We start from the raw sequence: 18270 nt of genomic DNA, 5'->3' as shown, positions 1-18270 counted from the left end.
TTATTTTTTGGTATTAGTAAGAATTAAAGCGGTTGTAGTTAATAATAGCGATATTGCTGTCATATAAATTGAAACGTTAGGTCCCACTGCCGATGAATTTACTCGTGTTTTGTTAGGTTCTACATAAACCATATCGTTTTGACGTAAATAGTAAAATTCTGAATTTACAAAATCAGGTTTAGTTAAGTCAACCCGGTACGTTTTTAATTCATTGTTTTCTTCCCGGGTAATTAATATATTATCTCTTTTTCCGTAAATTGTTAAATCACCTGAAAGTGCTAAAACTTCGGGTAGAGAGACCCGTTCAGAAGAGATCGTATGAACCCCAGGGCGATTAACTTCTCCTTTTACCGAAACCTTAAAATTCATTATTCTAAGATTGATAATTGGATTCGTAATGTATTGAGAGATTTTCCCTTTTAAAGTTTCAACAACTTCTTGTTTTGTTTTGTTGCCAATATTTATAGAACCAATAACAGGGAAATCGATATTTCCGTTTTTATCAACCAGATACAATTGTTGCTGTCTTTGTGCAGTACCAGATTGGTTTCTGGGGTCAACAGATAAATTAGTTGTTAAATTAAAAGGTTCTGCAGCCTCAGGATTAGTAGCAGAAACAATAATCATTAATAAATCGTCAGGCTTTATGGTAGTTTCAAATTTATTAAGAGCAATAGGCTGTTGGTTATCTATATCTTGATAATATACTAATTGTTCCCGGGAAACACAAGAACATAATAAGCTAGCTGATAGAATGAAAGGGATAATAATCTTTTTTCTCATATAATAATTAATCAAGTTTTTCAAAAGTTGAATTCAAACTTTTAAATTCAGGTACAATTTTTTTCATAGTTGCAACAGTATCTATTACCAGATAAGCAGTAGCACGTTTTTTCAATTCTTCTATTTGCTCAGATATAAATTCGTAATCTTCATGTATATCTTGTGCAATCATGATTTTTTCATGGTGCGTAGGTAATGTAGTAGCACTGTCGTTTAACAGTTCTTCATACAATTTCTCTCCCGGACGTAATCCTACTACTTTTATTTCAATATCTTTATCGGGCTCTAAACCTGCTAATTTAATCATTTTCTTAGCAAGATCAATAATTTTTACGGGTTTTCCCATATCAAAAATATAAATTTCTCCGCCGTTCCCCATAGAACCTGCCTCTAAAACCAATTGACAGGCCTCTGGTATGGTCATAAAATAACGAATGATATCTGGGTGTGTAATTGTTATAGGTCCGCCATTTTCTATTTGTTTGGTAAATAAAGGAACCACCGAACCGTTTGACCCCAAAACATTACCAAAACGCGTAGTAATATATTTTGTAGTAGTAGTATTTTCTTTTTTTAATTTTTTCGCTAATGATTGTACGTATTTTTCAGCAATACGTTTGCTTGCTCCCATTACGTTACTTGGATTTACTGCTTTGTCTGTTGATACCATTACAAAACGTTCTACTTTGTGTTTTAGAGACAAATCTGCCATATACTTACTACCTAAAACATTGGTAAAAATAGCTTGTTGCGGATTCATCTCCATTAACGGAACGTGTTTGTATGCTGCGGCATGATATACAATATCAGGTTGATAATCATTAAAAACCTTATCTAGCGAATCGTAATTTCTTACATCGGCAATTATGCAGATTATTTCTGCTGATGTGTTACATTTAGTAATTTCTAAAGAAATTTGGTGCAATGGCGTTTCTGCCTGATCTAACAGAATTAGTTTTTTAGGATTAAAGGCGGCTACTTGCCAAACAATTTCACTTCCGATAGAACCTGCTGCCCCAGAAACCAGTATTACTTTGTCTTTTAACTGACCTGAAATTTGACAGTTATTAATTTCTATGGGTTTACGTTCTAATAAATCTTCAATTTTTATTTTTCGGATATTAGATGCAACTTTTTTCTGATTGCTTAAATCGGTTAAACGAGGTAAATTATATACTTTTATATTGTATTGTAAACAATCTTCAATAATTTCTATTTTTTCGTCTTTTGAAAGATTTTCTTCTGCTATAATTAAAGTGCTTGCTCCCAAGCCCCTAACTAAAACCGGTATTTTGCGGGTTTTACCAATTACTGGTACATCTAAAATACGGTTATTGAAGCTTTTTGTAGATGGATTTATAAACCCTTGTAATTTATACTTTCTGGGTATTTCTGTATTGATTGCATTGGCTATGGCAATCGCTCGTTCATCATTTCCATAAATGACAGCTTTAATTAACTGATTCTTGCCACTTGAATAAGTTGAAAAAAAATCAAAACTAATTTTGACAATTAATCTGAAGAATACTAAAATACAAAAGACAATGGCTATACTTAGTAACAATTGGGTGTTTAAAAACAGGCGCTTGTTATAAATTAAACCAACGGTAACATTTGTAATATATAGTACAATAAAAGATAAAAGCTCAACAAAAAACAATTTTGCCGCATCATTTACAGTGGTATGTCTAACAATACCTGTAAAAGTTTTAAAATATAAAAAGAAAAAAGCATGAACAGCTATGAAAAGCAGAAAAACAAGAGAAGCAGGTAAAAGAGACTCAAATTCTATCCCAACTCCTTTAAGGATCAAATGCCCCATTAGAGCTGAAAAAATAACAATACATATATCAATAGAAAAAATAATCCATCGGGGTAAGTATTGGATCGTTTTCAAATACGAAATATTTTTTTCAACACTATTTAGCATAGCTTAAAGTTTTCTTGGTTCTGCAAAACTATTGTTTTTTTATTTTAATTAAAAACTAAAATTCTAATTTCTTTTTTCTCAATTCAAAATTCTGTCCTAAATACACTTTCCTTACCATTTCGTCTTCTGCTAAATCTTCAGGGATTCCGGCTTTAAGGATGCCGCCTTCAAACATTAAATAAGTCTTATCGGTGATGGCTAACGTCTCCTGTACGTTGTGGTCGGTAATTAAAATACCGATGTTTTTGTTTTTTAACTGAGCTACAATTCTTTGAATGTCCTCAACAGCAACAGGATCAACTCCTGCAAAAGGCTCGTCTAATAAAATAAATTTTGGATCGGTTGCTAATGCACGAGCAATTTCCGTTCGCCTGCGTTCTCCACCTGAAAGTAAATCTCCGCGATTGGTTCTAATGTGCTGTAAGCTAAATTCATCAATAAGCGATTCCATTTTAACTTCTTGCTCTTTTTTAGAAAGTTTGGTAAGTTGTAATACAGAAAGAATGTTATCTTCGATACTTAATTTTCTAAAAACCGATGCTTCTTGTGCCAGGTAACCAATACCGTTTTGGGCACGTTTGTACATGGGATAGTTTGTTATGTTGAGATTATCTAAATAAATGTTGCCCGAATTGGGTTTAACCAATCCCACAATCATATAAAATGATGTTGTTTTTCCGGCACCATTTGGACCCAACAACCCCACAATTTCGCCCTGATTTACTTCAACCGAAATACCTTTTACAACTTTCCGTCCTTTATATGTTTTAATTAAATTATCGGCTCTTAACTTCATTAGGTTACTTGTTTATTGTGGCTGCCTGTTTCTCTTTTTCGATGTTGCGTTTCGTAATTATTTTTGCAACAATAATACTACATTCATATAAAATAACCAACGGAATTGACACAATAGTTTGACTGATAACATCCGGCGGAGTTACAATGGCAGCTACAATTAATATTAAAACATAAGCATATCGGCGATATTCTTTTAAAAACTTATCGGTAATTAAGCCCAAATAAGTTAAAAAGAAAATGATAATTGGCAATTCAAAAACCAAACCGGTAGCAAGCGATGTAGTTTTAACAAGACTAATATACGAATTAATATCGATTTGATTTTCTACAATGCTGCTAATGGTAAAATTGGCTAAAAAATTGATGGACAAAGGAACCAATACAAAGTATCCAAAAATCACCCCTAAAAAGAATAGGATGCTTGATACAAAGATGAATAATTTGGCATATTTGCGTTCTTTTTGATACAGTGCCGGACTGATGAATTTCCAAAATTCCCACAATATAAAAGGAAAAGCAATGATGAAACCGGCACTGATACACGTCCAGATCATCACTGATAATTGTCCTTCCATTGCCCGGTTTTGAATTACAAAGGGTAATTCACTGTTACAGAACGATTGGTCTAAGTCATACTTCTGTGCAAGTTCGCAGAAAAACTGATAGGTTACAAAATCACCATTTTTGGGACCAAAAATAATGACATCAAAAATAAATTCGTTAAAAAAAACAGCAATTACCGATGCTATTAAAATAGCAATGCAGCTGCGTACTAAAAGCCATCTTAATTCCTCTAAATGGTTTAAGAATGACATTTCTTTATTGGTTTTATTATTTTTCACGAAACAATTCCTTCTTTTAATATATCGTGTAAATGAATAATACCCGCATATATATTGTTGTTAGTAACCACAAGTTGTGTAATTTGAAACGATTCCATGATGTTTAAAGCCTCTTCAACCTTAGAATTAACATCTATGGTTTTAGGATTTTTGGTCATGATGTCTTTAGCAGTTATAGTAGATAACTCGGTAGTTTTTTCAAGCATTCTGCGAATATCGCCATCGGTAATAATACCTTTAATCTCGTTTTCTTCCAATACCGCAGTTACACCTAAACGCTTGTTTGAAATTTCAAAAATAACTTCTTTAATAGTTGAAGAAGTATTTACTGCGGGTTTGTTGTTTTTGTCTAATATATCCTTAACCCGTAACAACAGTTTTTTCCCCAATGCACCACCAGGGTGAAATTTAGCAAAATCGTTTGCTGTAAATTTCTTCATTTCAATTAAAGCAACAGCTAAGGCATCGCCCAATGCCAACTGAACAGTTGTACTTGTGGTTGGAGCCAAATTGTTGGGGTCAGCCTCTTTTTCTACAAAAGCATTAATGATGAAATCGGAATTTTTCCCTAAAAAAGAAGATGCATTGCCAGTCATTCCTATTAAAATATTGCCATCGCGTTTTAACAACGGAACCAAAATTTTGATTTCCGGACTGTTGCCGCTTTTAGAAATACATAGAATAGTATCGTCTTTTGTAATGATCCCTAAATCACCATGAACGGCTTCTGCCGCATGCAAAAACAATGATGGAGTACCTGTAGAGTTTAATGTGGCTACAATTTTTTGACCAATGTGTGCACTTTTGCCAATTCCGGTAATAATTAATCTGCCTTTTGTGTTAAATATTGCCTTAACCGATTTTATAAAATCATCATTTAAAAACTCGATAGCCTTTGTAATAGCATCACTCTCAGCTTTTAAAGTTTCTTTTGCAATATTTAATATGTTAAAATTAGTGTTCAAAATACAATCGTGTTATGTAAACTTTGCTAAAACTAAAAGATTTGTATATCTTTATGAATGCAAATTTAGGTAAAATCGCACAATTAAAAACATGAAATCAATCGAAATTGACTTACATAAAGAATTAAAGAAATATTTCGGATTCAGTCAGTTCAAAGGACTACAAGAACAGGTAGTAAACAGTATTATCTACGGAAATAACACTTTTGTTATTATGCCTACCGGTGGTGGTAAATCACTTTGCTATCAATTGCCGGCATTGGTTTTAGAAGGTACAGCAATTGTTGTTTCTCCGCTTATTGCTTTAATGAAAAATCAGGTAGATGCGGTAAGGGGCTTATCAAATGAAATTGGAATAGCACATGTACTGAATTCTTCATTAACAAAAACAGAAATTGCACAGGTTAAAGACGACATAAAAAACGGAATTACCAAACTGTTATACGTTGCTCCTGAATCGTTGACTAAAGAAGAATACGTAGAATTTTTAAATTCGGTTCCTTTATCGTTCATTGCTATTGACGAAGCACATTGTATTTCTGAATGGGGGCATGATTTTAGACCAGAATACAGAAATCTACGAAATATCATTAGAAAATTAGGCGATATTCCAATAATTGGTTTAACAGCAACCGCCACTCCTAAAGTTCAGGAAGATATATTAAAAAATCTTGAGATTCCTGATGCCAATGTATTTAAGGCGTCTTTTAACCGACCTAATTTGTATTACGAAGTACGCCCTAAAACAAAAAATGTAGAATCTGATATTATCAAATTCATCAATCAGTTTAAAGGAAAATCAGGTGTTATTTACTGTTTAAGCCGTAAAAAAGTAGAAGAAATTACTCAGATTTTACAAGTAAACGGAATTTCGGCTGTTGCATACCACGCAGGGTTAGATGCAAAAACGCGTGCCAAACATCAGGACATGTTCTTAATGGAAGATGTAAATGTTGTGGTGGCAACCATTGCTTTTGGAATGGGGATCGACAAACCCGATGTACGTTTTGTAATTCATCACGATATACCCAAATCATTAGAAAGTTATTATCAGGAAACTGGCCGTGCGGGTCGTGATGGAGGTGAAGGATATTGTTTGGCTTATTATGCCTATAAGGATATAGAAAAATTAGAAAAATTTATGGCAGGTAAACCACTTGCCGAACAAGAAATAGGTTATGCGTTGTTACAAGAGGTTGTTGCATATTCTGAAACCTCTATGTCACGTCGTAAATTTCTGCTTCATTATTTTGGTGAAGAGTTTGACGAAATAAACGGTGAAGGTGCCGATATGGACGATAATTCCCGTAATCCAAAATCAAAATCAGAAGCACAAGACCAGGTGGTTCTTTTATTGAAAACCATCAAAGAAACCAAACAGATTTATAAGTCAAAAGAAATTGTTCTCACGTTATTGGGTAAAATTAATGCCGTGATAAAATCATATAAAACCGACGCACAACCTATTTTTGGAAAAGGTAAAGATTTTGATGATAGATACTGGATGGCATTAATCCGCCAGGTATTAGTATCAGGTTTAATATCAAAAGATATAGAAAGTTATGGTGTACTAAAAATCACGAAAGAAGGAGAAGGTTTTCTTAAAAAACCAACTTCTTTTATGATGACCGAAGATCATAATTATGATGATTCAAAAGATGAAAACATCATAATCAATGCAAAATCATCAAATGTTGCTGATGAAGTTTTGGTGTCAATGCTAAAAGATTTACGTCGGAAAGTTGCTAAAAAAATGGAAGTTCCGCCGTTTGTAGTTTTTCAGGATCCATCTTTAGAAGATATGGCATTGAAATATCCTGTAAAATTAGATGAATTGGCAAACGTTCACGGAGTCAGCGAGGGGAAAGCTAAAAAATACGGTAAAGATTTTATTGATTTAATTAGCAGGTATGTTGAAGAAAATGACATCATTCGTCCGGACGATTTAGTGGTAAAATCAACAGGAGCAAACTCAGCCTTAAAATTATTTATCATTCAAAGTGTCGATCGTAAGTTGTCTTTAGAAGATATTGCAGCGGCAAAAAGCTTGGATATGGACGCATTGTTGAAAGAAATGGAACAAATTGTTTATTCCGGCACGAAATTGAATATCGATTACTGGATTGAAGATGTTTTAGATGAGGATCAGCAAGATGAAATAAAAGAATATTTCATGGAAGCAGAAAACGATTCGATAAAAACAGCTTTAAAAGAATTTGACGGTGATTACGATATAGAAGAACTCCGTTTAATGCGCATAAAATTTATTAGCGAAGTGGCTAATTAATAAAAACACCCCTCTGAAAATATTTTCAGAGGGGTGTTTGTTTAAGAATAATTGCAATTAATTTTTTTCCTCTTTCTGCCCCATCATCATTAAATAGGCTTTCAAAAATGGTTCAATTTCGCCATTCATAACACTGTCAACATCGCTGGTTTCAAATTGTGAACGAACGTCTTTTACCAGTTTATAAGGATGCATCACGTAATTTCGTATTTGTGATCCCCATTCAATTTTCATTTTATTGGCTTCAATTTCATCGCGTTTTGCCTGACGTTTCTTTAATTCAATTTCATACAATTGCGATTTTAACAATTGCATCGCCTTGGTTTTGTTGTCAAGCTGTGAGCGTGTTTCTGAATTTTCAATAATGATTCCGGTAGGATGGTGGCGTAAACGAACTGCTGTTTCTACTTTATTTACATTTTGACCTCCGGCACCTGATGACCGCATGGTTTCCCATGAAATATCCGATGGATTGATCTCAATTTCAATAGTATCATCTGCTAAAGGATACACATAAACGGATGCAAAGGATGTGTGTCTTTTCGCGTTGCTGTCAAAAGGAGAAATACGAACCAAACGATGCACGCCATTTTCGCCTTTCAGATATCCAAAAGCAAATTCACCTTCAAATTCTAAAGTAACCGTTTTAATGCCGGCAACATCACCTTCCTGAAAATTGAGTTCTTTTATTTTATACCCATTTTTCTCGCCCCACATTAAATACATACGCATAAGCATTGATGCCCAGTCACAGCTTTCTGTTCCGCCGGCACCGGCAGTAATCTGCAATACGGCACTCATACTGTCGCCTTCGTCTGAAAGCATATTTCTAAACTCAAGATCTTCTATGAGCTCAAATGTTTTTTGGTACTGTGTTTCAACATCATCTTCAGAAGCGTCACCCTCTGCAAAAAACTCCATTAAAATCTGTAATTCTTCGGTGTTATTTTTTGCATTTTCATAGCCGTCAACCCACTTCTTTTTAGATCGGATGTTGCGTACAATGCTTTCTGCTTCTTTGGGGTTGTTCCAAAAATCGGGAGCAAATGTTTTTTCTTCTTCGTTTTGAATTTCGATTAATTTCTGATCGATGTCAAAGATACCTCCTTAACGCACCAAGGCGATTCATAAGGTTTTTAACCTGTTCTTGTGTTATCATTTCAAATAAATTTTTACAAAAATAAGCAACAAAATCCATATCTTTATATGAAAAAGAGATTATATGAAAGCAATTGGATTAATGATGGGAGTAATGCTTCTTTGTTTTGGATGTGCTTCTTCTCAAAACAAACCGTTAAAGCATGCAAGCGATGTAGATAAAAAAGGAACAACGGTTTTTGAGAACGGTTCGGTTAAAATATCCAATCCTGAAGTAGAATATGAGGTGGTAATTTTTGACAATCAGTTTGAACGGTGGTTTGTAACCAATGCCCGTCCGCGGGGATATTACAGTAAAACCTTTTTAGAAACCAAAAACCGATTGTGGGTTAACAATTTTAATTCAAAAAGCAGAACAGGTACAAGCGGATTTGATTATACCATTGATTACCAACCATCAATTGATTATGGATACGAAGTAAATTATATGCTGTATAATTATTTGTTGTATTTTCAGCAGGTTAATAATTTAAAATTAGATTAAATAATTGTAATTTTGCAGAAATAAAATGTGTTTATGGCATCGTTAAAAGAAAAATGGGGTATTACCTCTAATTTTCAATTTATTGTTATTTTATTGGTTTTTGCTATAACCGGCAGTACATCGGCTTATGTAACCAGACCCGTTTTAGAATGGATCGGTATTACAAAAGACAGTTTGCATCCATTAATTTATTGGCCTTTGTCGTTAATTTTAATATTACCGGTTTATAAAATACTATTAATTGTTATTGGAACACTTTTTTTTCAACATACTTTTTTCTGGAATTTTGTAAAAAAAATGCTGATTCGTATGCGATTAGGTTTTTTGTATGGAATAAAAAATAAGCAAAATTAATTTGCTTATTTTTTATGAAGTATAAATATACATGGTCTTTTATGTAAATCCATTTTGTGTTTTTTCCAGAAACTTACAGGTTTTGTCAGCATAATTTCGGTTGGTAAGGTTAAATCGCAAGCAACACATAACAAAGTGTTTGGATTTAAGGTTTGAACCATTTCTTCCATCAGTTGATTGTTTCGATAAGGCGTTTCGATAAAAAGCTGGGATTGATTGCGTTCAAACGACCATTTCTCTAAATTTTTTAACATTGCCTTTTTTTCTGATTTATCGATTGGAAGGTATCCGTTAAAAGTAAACGATTGACCATTCATTCCTGAACCCATCAATGAAAGCAAAATAGAAGAAGGTCCTACCAACGGAACAACCTTTATTCCTTTTTGATGTGCAAGACTTACAATAACCGCACCAGGGTCGGCAACTCCGGGACAACCGGCATCACTCATTAATCCCATATTTTTTCCTTCTAATAATGGTTGAATAAAAGATTGAATTTCTTTTTCATCGGTATGCTTGTTAAGCTCAAATAAGTTTAGTACCGACTGTTGTTTCTCAGGACACATTGCCTTGATGAATTTGCGGGCAACTTTACTGTTTTCAACTACGTAATCGTCAATCAGTGAAACGGCTCGTAAAGCACTTGCAGGTAAAACTTCGTTGGCAACGGTGTCGCCCAACATTACCGGAATTAAATATAAAGTACCAAAGGTTATCATAGGTTGGATGAAATTGTTTCTATTGTTCTAAAATTTCAGAAGGAACAACTTTTTCAAGTAACGTTTTCATTCTTGGATTATCAATTGTTATAAATTTCCAATTTTTTTTATCGTCTGTAGAACTTGCAATAATTTCTTTGTTGGCATTAATTTTAAAAAAACCAGTTTCTTGGTTGTAAATAACATTTTCTCTTCCAAATTTTGTTTCAAAAGAATTTAGCATCATTTGTAAACTGTTTTTATCATTTAAGTCAATATCAGTAAATTTCATTTCGATTGGAGATATTGTTTTTATTTTTATGTAATCAATATTTTCTAATTTTTTTACTTCACTTATTTCTTTAATTATAGGAGAAAAAATCTTGTACTCAATATTTGGCATTTTAAAAACGGCTTCCATTAAGTTTTTCATATTTTCTTTAGGAAAAACCTCGAACAATTTAGGATTTGCATATTCTAAAGCTTCATCAATCTTATTTTCTGAAATTAATTTACTGTAATTGATGAAATCTCTTTCAACATTTTGTTTTGTAGTTTGAGAAAATGATAAGTTTAAAGTAAATAGAAAAACTCCTAAGAGTAGTATTTTTTTCATTCTGAATAAAGTGTTTAGTAAATCTAATTATTGTTTTCAACAGCCAATATACAAAAAAGCCAACACAAAACTGTATTGACCTTTTGAATATTTTAAGCGTTTTCAATTTTCATCTTTATCTTCTCGCAAGCCTCGTTTAGCATTTGATATACATCATCAAAACCAGAATCGCCGCCGTAATAAGGATCGGGAACTTCCATGTTTTTATCGGGGTAGATTTCGTTTAAAATCAATTGTACTTTCTCCAATGCTTTTTCATTTGGTGCCAATCGGCACACGGTTTTATAGTTAGATTGATCCATCACATAAATATGATCGAAATGGTCAAAATCTTCTGGTGAAAATACCCGTGCACGCTGACTGGTTAAATCAATTCCGTATTTCTTTGCAATGGCAATAGAACGTTTATCCGGCAAGCTGCCTGAATGCCATGCTCCGGTTCCCGCTGAATCTACAAAAATGGTTTCTCCGTTCACCTTTGATTTTAAAATACCTTCAGCTAAAGGCGACCGGCAAATGTTCCCTAAACAAACCATTAAAATTTTTGTCATTACATGGAAAGTTTTTTGTTGATGTCTTCAAAATGAGCTTTGAATTCTTTATCGGTTTCTAATAAATTATCTACTGTTTTACAAGCGTGCAATACGGTTGCGTGATCGCGGCTTCCAATTTGAGAACCGATATTTGCCAACGATGATTTGGTATATTTTTTTGCGAAAAACATAGCTAACTGGCGTGCCTGTACAATATTTCTTTTACGCGATTTTGAACAAAGCGTATCAATATCCAGTTCAAAATAATCGGATACTATTTTTTGAATATAATCTATAGAAATTTCTTTGCGTACATTTTTAACGAATTTTTCAATTACGTTTTTCGCTAAATCAATAGTTACTTCTTTTTTATTGAAAGATGATTGTGCAATTAACGAAATAATGGCTCCTTCTAATTCGCGAACATTTGTTTTTACATTTTTAGCAACATATTCCACCACATCGTTAGGCATTTCAACACCATCTCGATATAAGATATTTTTCAAAATATTTACACGGGTTTCAAAATCGGGATGCATAATTTCGGCAGACAATCCCCATTTAAAACGCGATAATAAACGTTGTTCAATATCCTGCATATCAACAGGGGCTTTGTCAGAAGTTAAAATTACCTGTTTTCCGTTCTGGTGCAAATAATTAAAAATATGGAAAAATACATCTTGTGTACCCGATTTCCCTGCTAAAAACTGAATGTCATCAACAATTAACACATCGATCAATTGATAAAAATAGATAAAATCGTTACGAGTTTGTTTTCTGACCGAATCGGTATATTGCTGCATAAATACTTCGGCAGAAATATACAAAACTGTTTTTTCGGGATGTTTGTCTTTTATTTCAACTCCGATTGCATGTGCCAAATGGGTTTTTCCTAAGCCCACACCACCATAAATCAACAGCGGATTAAAAGCGGTTCCGCCCGGTTTATTGGCAACAGCCATACCGGCATTACGCGCCAAACGGTTCGATTCGCCTTCCAGGAAGTTATCAAAACTGTAGTTTGAATTTAACTGTGATTCAATTTTAACATTTCTGATGCCCGGAATGATAAACGGATTTTTTAATTCAGGATTTTTTGTTTGTACAGGAACATCTAATTCCTGCGTTTTAACAGGTTCTCTCTGGGTACTAGGTAATTGTTCGGTAAAAGGTTGTTTCTTTCCCGAAGTATTTTCCATTTTTACTTTATATACTAACTTTGCTTTAGAACCAAGCTCTTTAGTCAATGCAGATTTTAATACCTTTACATAATGTTCTTCTAAAAATTCATAGAAGAATTTACTGGGAACTTGAATGTACAAAGCATTTTCTGCCAACTCAATAGCCTCTATGGGTTCAAACCAGGTTCTGAACGCCTGGTCGCCAATGTTGTCTTTAATAAACTGAAGACAACGATTCCAAACAGATATTGCGGTTTCTTGTGTATAATCAAGCATTTTTTTAGAGATAATAGTGTTTTAATAGAGCTAATTAGAATACATTTACATTTACAAATATGTGAATAAAAATTGTCAAAAAAAATGATTTTGCTATTTGATTTTTAGAAATAAAATTGTAAGTAGATATTTATTTTAAATATAAAATTTTTGTAATTTAATTTTTATGCAACAACACAAAATTAACATACGCGTTCGTTACGCCGAAACCGACCAAATGGGCGTGGTTTATCACGGAAATTATGCACAATACTTTGAAATGGGACGCGTGGAATGGCTTAGAAATAAAGGGATTTCATATAAAGAGCTTGAAAAAAGCGGAATCATGCTTCCGGTGGTTTCATTGAGTATGAACTACAGAAAACCGGCGGTATATGACGATGAACTAACTGTTACAACCAAACTAAAATATTTAGGTGGAGTGAAGATTGAATTTGACTATGAAATCACTAACCAACAGGGCGACTTATTAACAACGGCACATACTGTTTTAGTGTTTGTTGATATGGAAACAAAACGTCCGGTTGCGGTACCTGATTATTTAGAAAAATTAATTAACGGATAATTTGTTAAAACTCAATAATCATTTTTATAAGTAAACTTTAAATCGTAACTTTTATTAAAATTATGATGATGAAAAAGTTTATTGTATTGATATGTTTGTTTTACTCAACCGTTTTTATGGCACAAACTCCTGTCGCCGTCAAAGCTCGCTTGTATAAACCTGTTGAAAAAGATGTAATTTCGATTCAACATAACAACCAACCTATTGAAAAATTAGGACAAAATGTTTATAAAACCTTTCAGTTGAAAGCAAATGACAGATTAACATTTTTTATTAATGACAATGTGGTAGAAACAATTGAAGTCTCGCAAAAAACGATTGACAGGAAAAGATTGAATATTTTATTGACCGAATCAACGGTTTTAGACGAAATAGAAATTGAATATACCAATCTGAATAATAAATTGGGATTAGATTCCGGGCAGAAATATACCAAAGCAGAACGGGCTGTCAAAAAAGACAATCAAATCACTTATAAAGATAATTATTCTGCTACGGGAAATATAAAATTAGATGGTTTGGTTAACAAGCTTTCGGGTAGATCAAAAGCGAACAAAAAAGCTCTTTCAATAGAACGGGAAATTGATGCAATGAACCGTTTTTTAGACGCTTATCCGGCTGATTATTTGTATGAAAACTATAAGTTGCCAAAAGAAAAAGCTCCATATTTCGCTTTGCAGATGATTAATTTTATTGATGACCAAACCAATTTAAAATCAGATGCTTTTAGAATGTTGATGGAAGAACAATTGTTAAATTTTAAATATGATTAATAGAAATTGCAACAGATTCACAGATTCATTTAAACAACCGGCAAATGTTTTATTTATAAGGGTCAGATACTATTTATTCAGTTTTAGATTTATCAACCAATAAATAATTTAATCTGTGCAGTGGTGGTAAATATATTAAGATGAAAGCTTAATCTTCTTTTTCATTGATTGAGACTTCAAAAATCTGGTTAAAAGCATTGAAGATTTCATCTTTTTGAGAAATCCGGCATGAAATTTCAATCAAACAATCCAATTCAAGGGTTTGGTTGACAATATTGATGTTTTTCTCTTTAATCACACGCATAACCTTGTTCATGTTTTTATAATCAAAACGAATCAAAAAATGTGAATCAATCGTTTTTTCAATAATTTCAGATTCTTCTAATGCCATTTGTGCAGCGGTTTTATAAGCAGTTACCAATCCGCCAACACCTAATTTAACGCCGCCAAAATAACGAACCACAACCACTAAAATATTGGTTACGTCAAACGATTGAATTTGTCCGTAAATAGGCATACCCGCACTATTGTTGGGCTCGCCATCGTCATTTGCACGATAGATTTTATTTTTTGTACCAATTTGATACGCATAGCACCAATGGCGTGCAGAAAAATGTTGCTTTTTAACTTGATCTAAAATTGTTTTCACTTCTTCTTCAGACTGTACCGGAAAAGTATAACCGAAGAATTTACTGTTCTTTTCTTTAAATAAAACTTCTTCGCCCGGCTGATCTATCGTTTTGTAAGTGTCTTGCATTTTTAAGCATTCATTTTATCATCGGCAAAATTAATAAAACATAAACGAAAAAGCATTAGGTTACTTACTCCCTTTTGCTTTAATCATTTGTTCTAAGGTATCCCACAATTCTTTAGGGATTTGCTCTAATAGATTAAATTGTCCGGCACCTTGCAGCCATTCACCGCCATCAATGGTAATGACTTCACCGTTGATGTATGCTGAAAAATCGGAAACCAAATAAGCAGCTAAATTGGCTAATTCCTGATGTTCGCCCACACGTTGTAATGGAACTTGTTTAGAAAGATCAAACTGGTCTTTTAAATCTCCGGGAAGCAGTCGGTCCCAAGCTCCTTTAGTTGGAAATGGACCTGGAGCAATAGCATTCATCCTAATGCCGTACTTTGCCCATTCTACCGCTAAGCTTCGCGTCATTGCCAATACACCTGCTTTCGCTGTTGCACTTGGTACCACATAAGCCGAACCCGTCCAGGCATATGTTGTAACAATATTTAGTACGGTTTTGTTCTTTTCGCCTTGGTCAATCCAATGTTTTCCTAAGGCTAATGTACAGTTTTTACTACCTTTTAGTACAATATCAATAATGGTATCAAACGCATTTGCAGATAAGCGTTCGGTAGGTGAAATGAAATTTCCGGCAGCATTGTTGACTAATATATCTGCTTTGCCAAAAGTGTCCAACACCATTTGCAACATATTTTCTACCTGATCGTAATGACGTACATCACAAGCAATCGGCAGGCATTTTCCGCCGGTTTGATCTTCTAATTCTTGGGCAGTAGTTTTTAATTTTTCTAAATCGCGGGACGTAATGGCTACTTTGGCACCTAATTCTAAAAAATAGGTGGTCATGGCTTTGCCCAAGCCACTACCACCGCCTGTTACAATAATAACTTTATCTTTTAACGCATTGTCGCGTAACATTTTCTGAGAAAAATCCATACTTTACTATTTGGTTGATAGGTAAATATACAAAAAAGTATGCGTGCATATAAATTTTTTTATTACAGATTTATATTTTTATCACAGATGCACGGATGATTATTTAAAATTTTGTGTTAATACAGAGGATACAAACCTCAATTTGATTAATAATTCATTGATAATTATAAGAGTTGGTTAATCCTGCAAGGTCTTTTTTTGACCTTGTAGGTATAAATTATCAAAAAAATTAAAGCTACAAGGTTTTAAAAACCTCGAAGCATCCAAACAATTCTTTAAAAATCAACAATTTATTAATCGAACTTAGATTACAAAGATCTTAGTCAGTTCGAGCTTATCGAGAACTTAACTTCTAGATACGCTTCACTGCGTTGCACTACTCGAAGCGACGTTCTACATACAATATTAAAATAAATCTGTGAATCTGTGGTATTATAGAACAATTATCGAATAATTTTGATCTAATGGATTTAACTTTTCAAGTAAAATATCAATCATTTCCTGACCAAATTCTGCGTATAATGTAGAAAAATTATCCACGCGTTCTTGTAAACTGTTATTAGGAAACAGTGCAATTTTTAAATCAAGCATTCGTTCTAATTCGTCTTGATTTTTTAATCGTTCGGCTTTAAAATAACGTTTTTCTAAATTTTCTAACCCTTTGATTTGCTTTTGTTCTTGCGCTTTTACAGCACCCAGAAATGACGGATGCGTTTTTTTGGTTAACGCTGACAAATCGTTAAATTGTTTTCTTAAAAAAGCTTTTTGTTGATCAAAATCAAATGCTTTTTCTGATAAATCGTGTGTTTTCTTTTGGGTGAATGGTTGTGTTTTTAAGAATAATTCTTCCCATGTTAGGTCTAATTTTTCTCGTTTGTTATTTTGTTTTTCAGTTGCTAATAAAACCGAGTTTCTTAACAACAACATCGGGAAAGTTGTATGATGCAGTTCGAATACTTTTTTTAATTCCAGCCAATATGCCAGTTCGCCGCCACCGCCGATATAACATAAATTGGGTAAAATAACTTCTTGATACAACGGTCGTAAAATGACATTTGGACTGAATTTTTCAGGATTGGAATCAACTAAATCTAAAATCTCTTCCCGACTGAATTTTAAATCCGTATTTAAGACTTTGTATTGATGCTCTTCAAACACAATGCGTTCTCTCAAATTGTTTTCTATATAAAACAGATTGATTTCGCGCGGATTGACCTGAATTAAATAATCGTTCAAAACAGGATAAGATTTTTCTACTTCTTTAATAGCAGATTGATGTAATAACTCTTCTTTTACGTGAGGTGTAAATAATTTTTTTAACTGGGCATCATCTCCATCAATAATAACCAGACCTTCATTTTTAAATAATTCATTAGCTAAAAATCGGGTGGCATCGGTTAAATTATTGTGTTGTAAATACGCTTTTTCAAATAAACTGGCCAGTTTTTTAGCATTATTTCCCAACGGAAGGTGTTGTTTAAACTGTTCAAAAACGGCTTCTAAACCATCAGTGTTTAATCGCCCTACAGGTCCTGAAGCTTCTTTATTCCAGTGGAACTTGATCCGGTTAAAATTAAAAAAGTTTATTTCTTCAAAATCGTGGTCTTCGGTAGCCATCCAATATACAGGTACAAAATTTTGTTCGGGATAGGTCTTTTTTAATTCCTTACACAAATTAATTACAGAAATAATCTTGTACAAAAAATACAAGGGGCCGGTAAATAAATTTAACTGATGTCCGGTAACAATGGTAAACGAATTTTCGTTTTCAAGAGTACGGATGTGTTGTAAAGTTGAATGTGATGTGTCAATTGATTGGTATTGAGATACCAATCTTTCAACCAATATCTTGCGTTTTTCAATGCTGAATGATTGCTTTTTGTCTTCGATCTGCAATTTAAAATGCTCCAGCGTAGGAAAACGATGGTATAATGAAGTTAACCGATTGTCTTGATTCAGATAATCGATCATCAATTTTGAAAAGTAGCCCGTTTGTGAATAGGGGATTGAAAACATAGTTTGTTTTTGATTTTTTCAAAGTTAACAAATATGTTATTAATCTATATACTATCTAAATTATAAATTATTGGTAAAAGTGAAACAGATTGTAAAATTATAAAGAACATCACTACTAACCGACTAACTTTTCAAAATTAAGGAGCTTCCCATTGTGGTTAGCTCCTTTTTTCATATTTTGGTTTTACGACAAATCAAAAATATGAGCAATAAAGATACAGAAAAGAAATTAGTCGGTCAGCCGATTTTCAAACAAATCATCAATTTTATTCCAAAAGATAAATTTGATATGCTTGTCTACAAGCATAGTTC

Annotated in this window: 18 protein-coding genes; 5 read left to right on the top strand and 13 right to left on the bottom strand. The window is 33.2% G+C overall.

The annotated features are described in order from the left end of the window. From BLW20_RS00090 to BLW20_RS00070, 5 genes are all read right to left on the bottom strand, one after another. Entirely contained in the window at positions 1-783 is a 783-nt protein-coding gene (locus BLW20_RS00090) for a polysaccharide biosynthesis/export family protein (protein WP_091095067.1), read from the bottom strand. Positions 784-790: 7 nt separating this feature from the next. Next, positions 791-2680, bottom strand: a complete 1890-nt coding sequence (locus BLW20_RS00085; protein ID WP_317039266.1) for a polysaccharide biosynthesis protein — start codon at positions 2678-2680, stop codon at positions 791-793. An 88-nt stretch (positions 2681-2768) separates the two neighbouring features. Continuing rightward, positions 2769-3509 carry an LPS export ABC transporter ATP-binding protein gene (gene lptB / locus BLW20_RS00080; RefSeq protein ID WP_091095064.1) on the bottom strand — a complete coding sequence of 247 codons (741 nt, stop codon included), beginning with the start codon at positions 3507-3509 and terminating at the stop codon, positions 2769-2771. 4 nt (positions 3510-3513) lie between these two features. Next, entirely contained in the window at positions 3514-4326 is an 813-nt protein-coding gene (gene tatC, locus BLW20_RS00075; protein ID WP_091095362.1) for a twin-arginine translocase subunit TatC, read from the bottom strand. 23 nt (positions 4327-4349) lie between these two features. Beyond that, positions 4350-5318, bottom strand: a complete 969-nt coding sequence (locus tag BLW20_RS00070; protein WP_091095062.1) for a KpsF/GutQ family sugar-phosphate isomerase — start codon at positions 5316-5318, stop codon at positions 4350-4352. 91 nt (positions 5319-5409) lie between these two features. Between BLW20_RS00070 and BLW20_RS00065 the strand changes: the two genes are divergently transcribed. Next, positions 5410-7605 (top strand): ATP-dependent DNA helicase RecQ, encoded by a 2196-nt coding sequence (locus BLW20_RS00065; protein ID WP_091095061.1) that lies wholly within the window; start codon positions 5410-5412, stop codon positions 7603-7605. Positions 7606-7662: 57 nt separating this feature from the next. On the opposite strand, the gene prfB is transcribed toward BLW20_RS00065, so the two are convergent. Then, positions 7663-8764, bottom strand: a protein-coding gene (gene prfB / locus BLW20_RS00060) for a peptide chain release factor 2 (RefSeq protein ID WP_143037707.1) whose coding sequence is annotated in 2 segments (ribosomal slippage) — positions 7663-8700 and positions 8702-8764 — 1101 coding nt in all. Because the reading frame shifts where the segments join, the coding sequence is not laid out codon by codon here. Between the two features lie 63 nt (positions 8765-8827). Between prfB and BLW20_RS00055 the strand changes: the two genes are divergently transcribed. Together BLW20_RS00055 and BLW20_RS00050 are read left to right on the top strand one after the other, a co-directional pair. Then, positions 8828-9247, top strand: coding sequence for a DUF6146 family protein (locus BLW20_RS00055; protein ID WP_091095057.1), 420 nt, complete (start codon positions 8828-8830; stop codon positions 9245-9247). Between the two features lie 33 nt (positions 9248-9280). After that, the gene (locus BLW20_RS00050; RefSeq protein ID WP_091095055.1) at positions 9281-9601 is read left to right on the top strand and encodes a DUF6787 family protein; all 321 of its coding nucleotides are present in this window, start codon (positions 9281-9283) and stop codon (positions 9599-9601) included. A 5-nt stretch (positions 9602-9606) separates the two neighbouring features. Here the strand turns inward: BLW20_RS00050 and BLW20_RS00045 are convergent, their stop codons facing one another. From BLW20_RS00045 to dnaA, 4 genes are all read right to left on the bottom strand, one after another. Then, entirely contained in the window at positions 9607-10320 is a 714-nt protein-coding gene (locus tag BLW20_RS00045) for an SAM-dependent methyltransferase (protein ID WP_091095053.1), read from the bottom strand. 19 nt (positions 10321-10339) lie between these two features. Next, entirely contained in the window at positions 10340-10915 is a 576-nt protein-coding gene (locus BLW20_RS00040) for a hypothetical protein (RefSeq protein ID WP_091095051.1), read from the bottom strand. Positions 10916-11007: 92 nt separating this feature from the next. Continuing rightward, entirely contained in the window at positions 11008-11466 is a 459-nt protein-coding gene (locus BLW20_RS00035; RefSeq protein WP_091095049.1) for a low molecular weight protein-tyrosine-phosphatase, read from the bottom strand. Continuing rightward, complete coding sequence (gene dnaA / locus BLW20_RS00030; RefSeq protein WP_091095047.1) at positions 11466-12905, bottom strand: chromosomal replication initiator protein DnaA; 1440 nt, start codon at positions 12903-12905, stop codon at positions 11466-11468. The genes BLW20_RS00035 and dnaA overlap by 1 nt, the downstream gene beginning before the upstream one ends. A 166-nt stretch (positions 12906-13071) precedes the next feature. Here dnaA and BLW20_RS00025 point away from each other — a divergent pair, with 166 nt between their 5' ends. Next, a complete protein-coding gene (locus BLW20_RS00025; RefSeq protein ID WP_091095044.1) occupies positions 13072-13470 on the top strand; it encodes an acyl-CoA thioesterase in 399 nt (132 codons plus the stop codon). Between the two features lie 68 nt (positions 13471-13538). After that, on the top strand, positions 13539-14243 hold the full coding sequence (locus tag BLW20_RS00020; protein ID WP_143037706.1) for a hypothetical protein: 705 nt from the start codon (positions 13539-13541) through the stop codon (positions 14241-14243). 148 nt (positions 14244-14391) lie between these two features. Here BLW20_RS00020 and BLW20_RS00015 read toward each other — a convergent pair whose 3' ends face one another. The 3 genes from BLW20_RS00015 to bshC form a co-directional block, all read right to left on the bottom strand. Then, on the bottom strand, positions 14392-15000 hold the full coding sequence (locus tag BLW20_RS00015; RefSeq protein WP_091095040.1) for an IMPACT family protein: 609 nt from the start codon (positions 14998-15000) through the stop codon (positions 14392-14394). Positions 15001-15060: 60 nt separating this feature from the next. Further along, complete coding sequence (locus tag BLW20_RS00010) at positions 15061-15942, bottom strand: SDR family oxidoreductase (RefSeq protein ID WP_177165001.1); 882 nt, start codon at positions 15940-15942, stop codon at positions 15061-15063. 432 nt (positions 15943-16374) lie between these two features. Next, the gene (bshC, locus tag BLW20_RS00005; RefSeq protein ID WP_091095038.1) at positions 16375-17958 is read right to left on the bottom strand and encodes a bacillithiol biosynthesis cysteine-adding enzyme BshC; all 1584 of its coding nucleotides are present in this window, start codon (positions 17956-17958) and stop codon (positions 16375-16377) included. Positions 17959-18270: the final 312 nt, after the last annotated feature.

The organism is Paenimyroides marinum (assembly GCF_900108395.1).
GTDB lineage: Bacteria > Bacteroidota > Bacteroidia > Flavobacteriales > Flavobacteriaceae > Flavobacterium > Flavobacterium marinum.
Note: the sequence above shows the minus strand (reverse complement) of the source record. Positions and strands in the feature narration are given on the sequence as shown.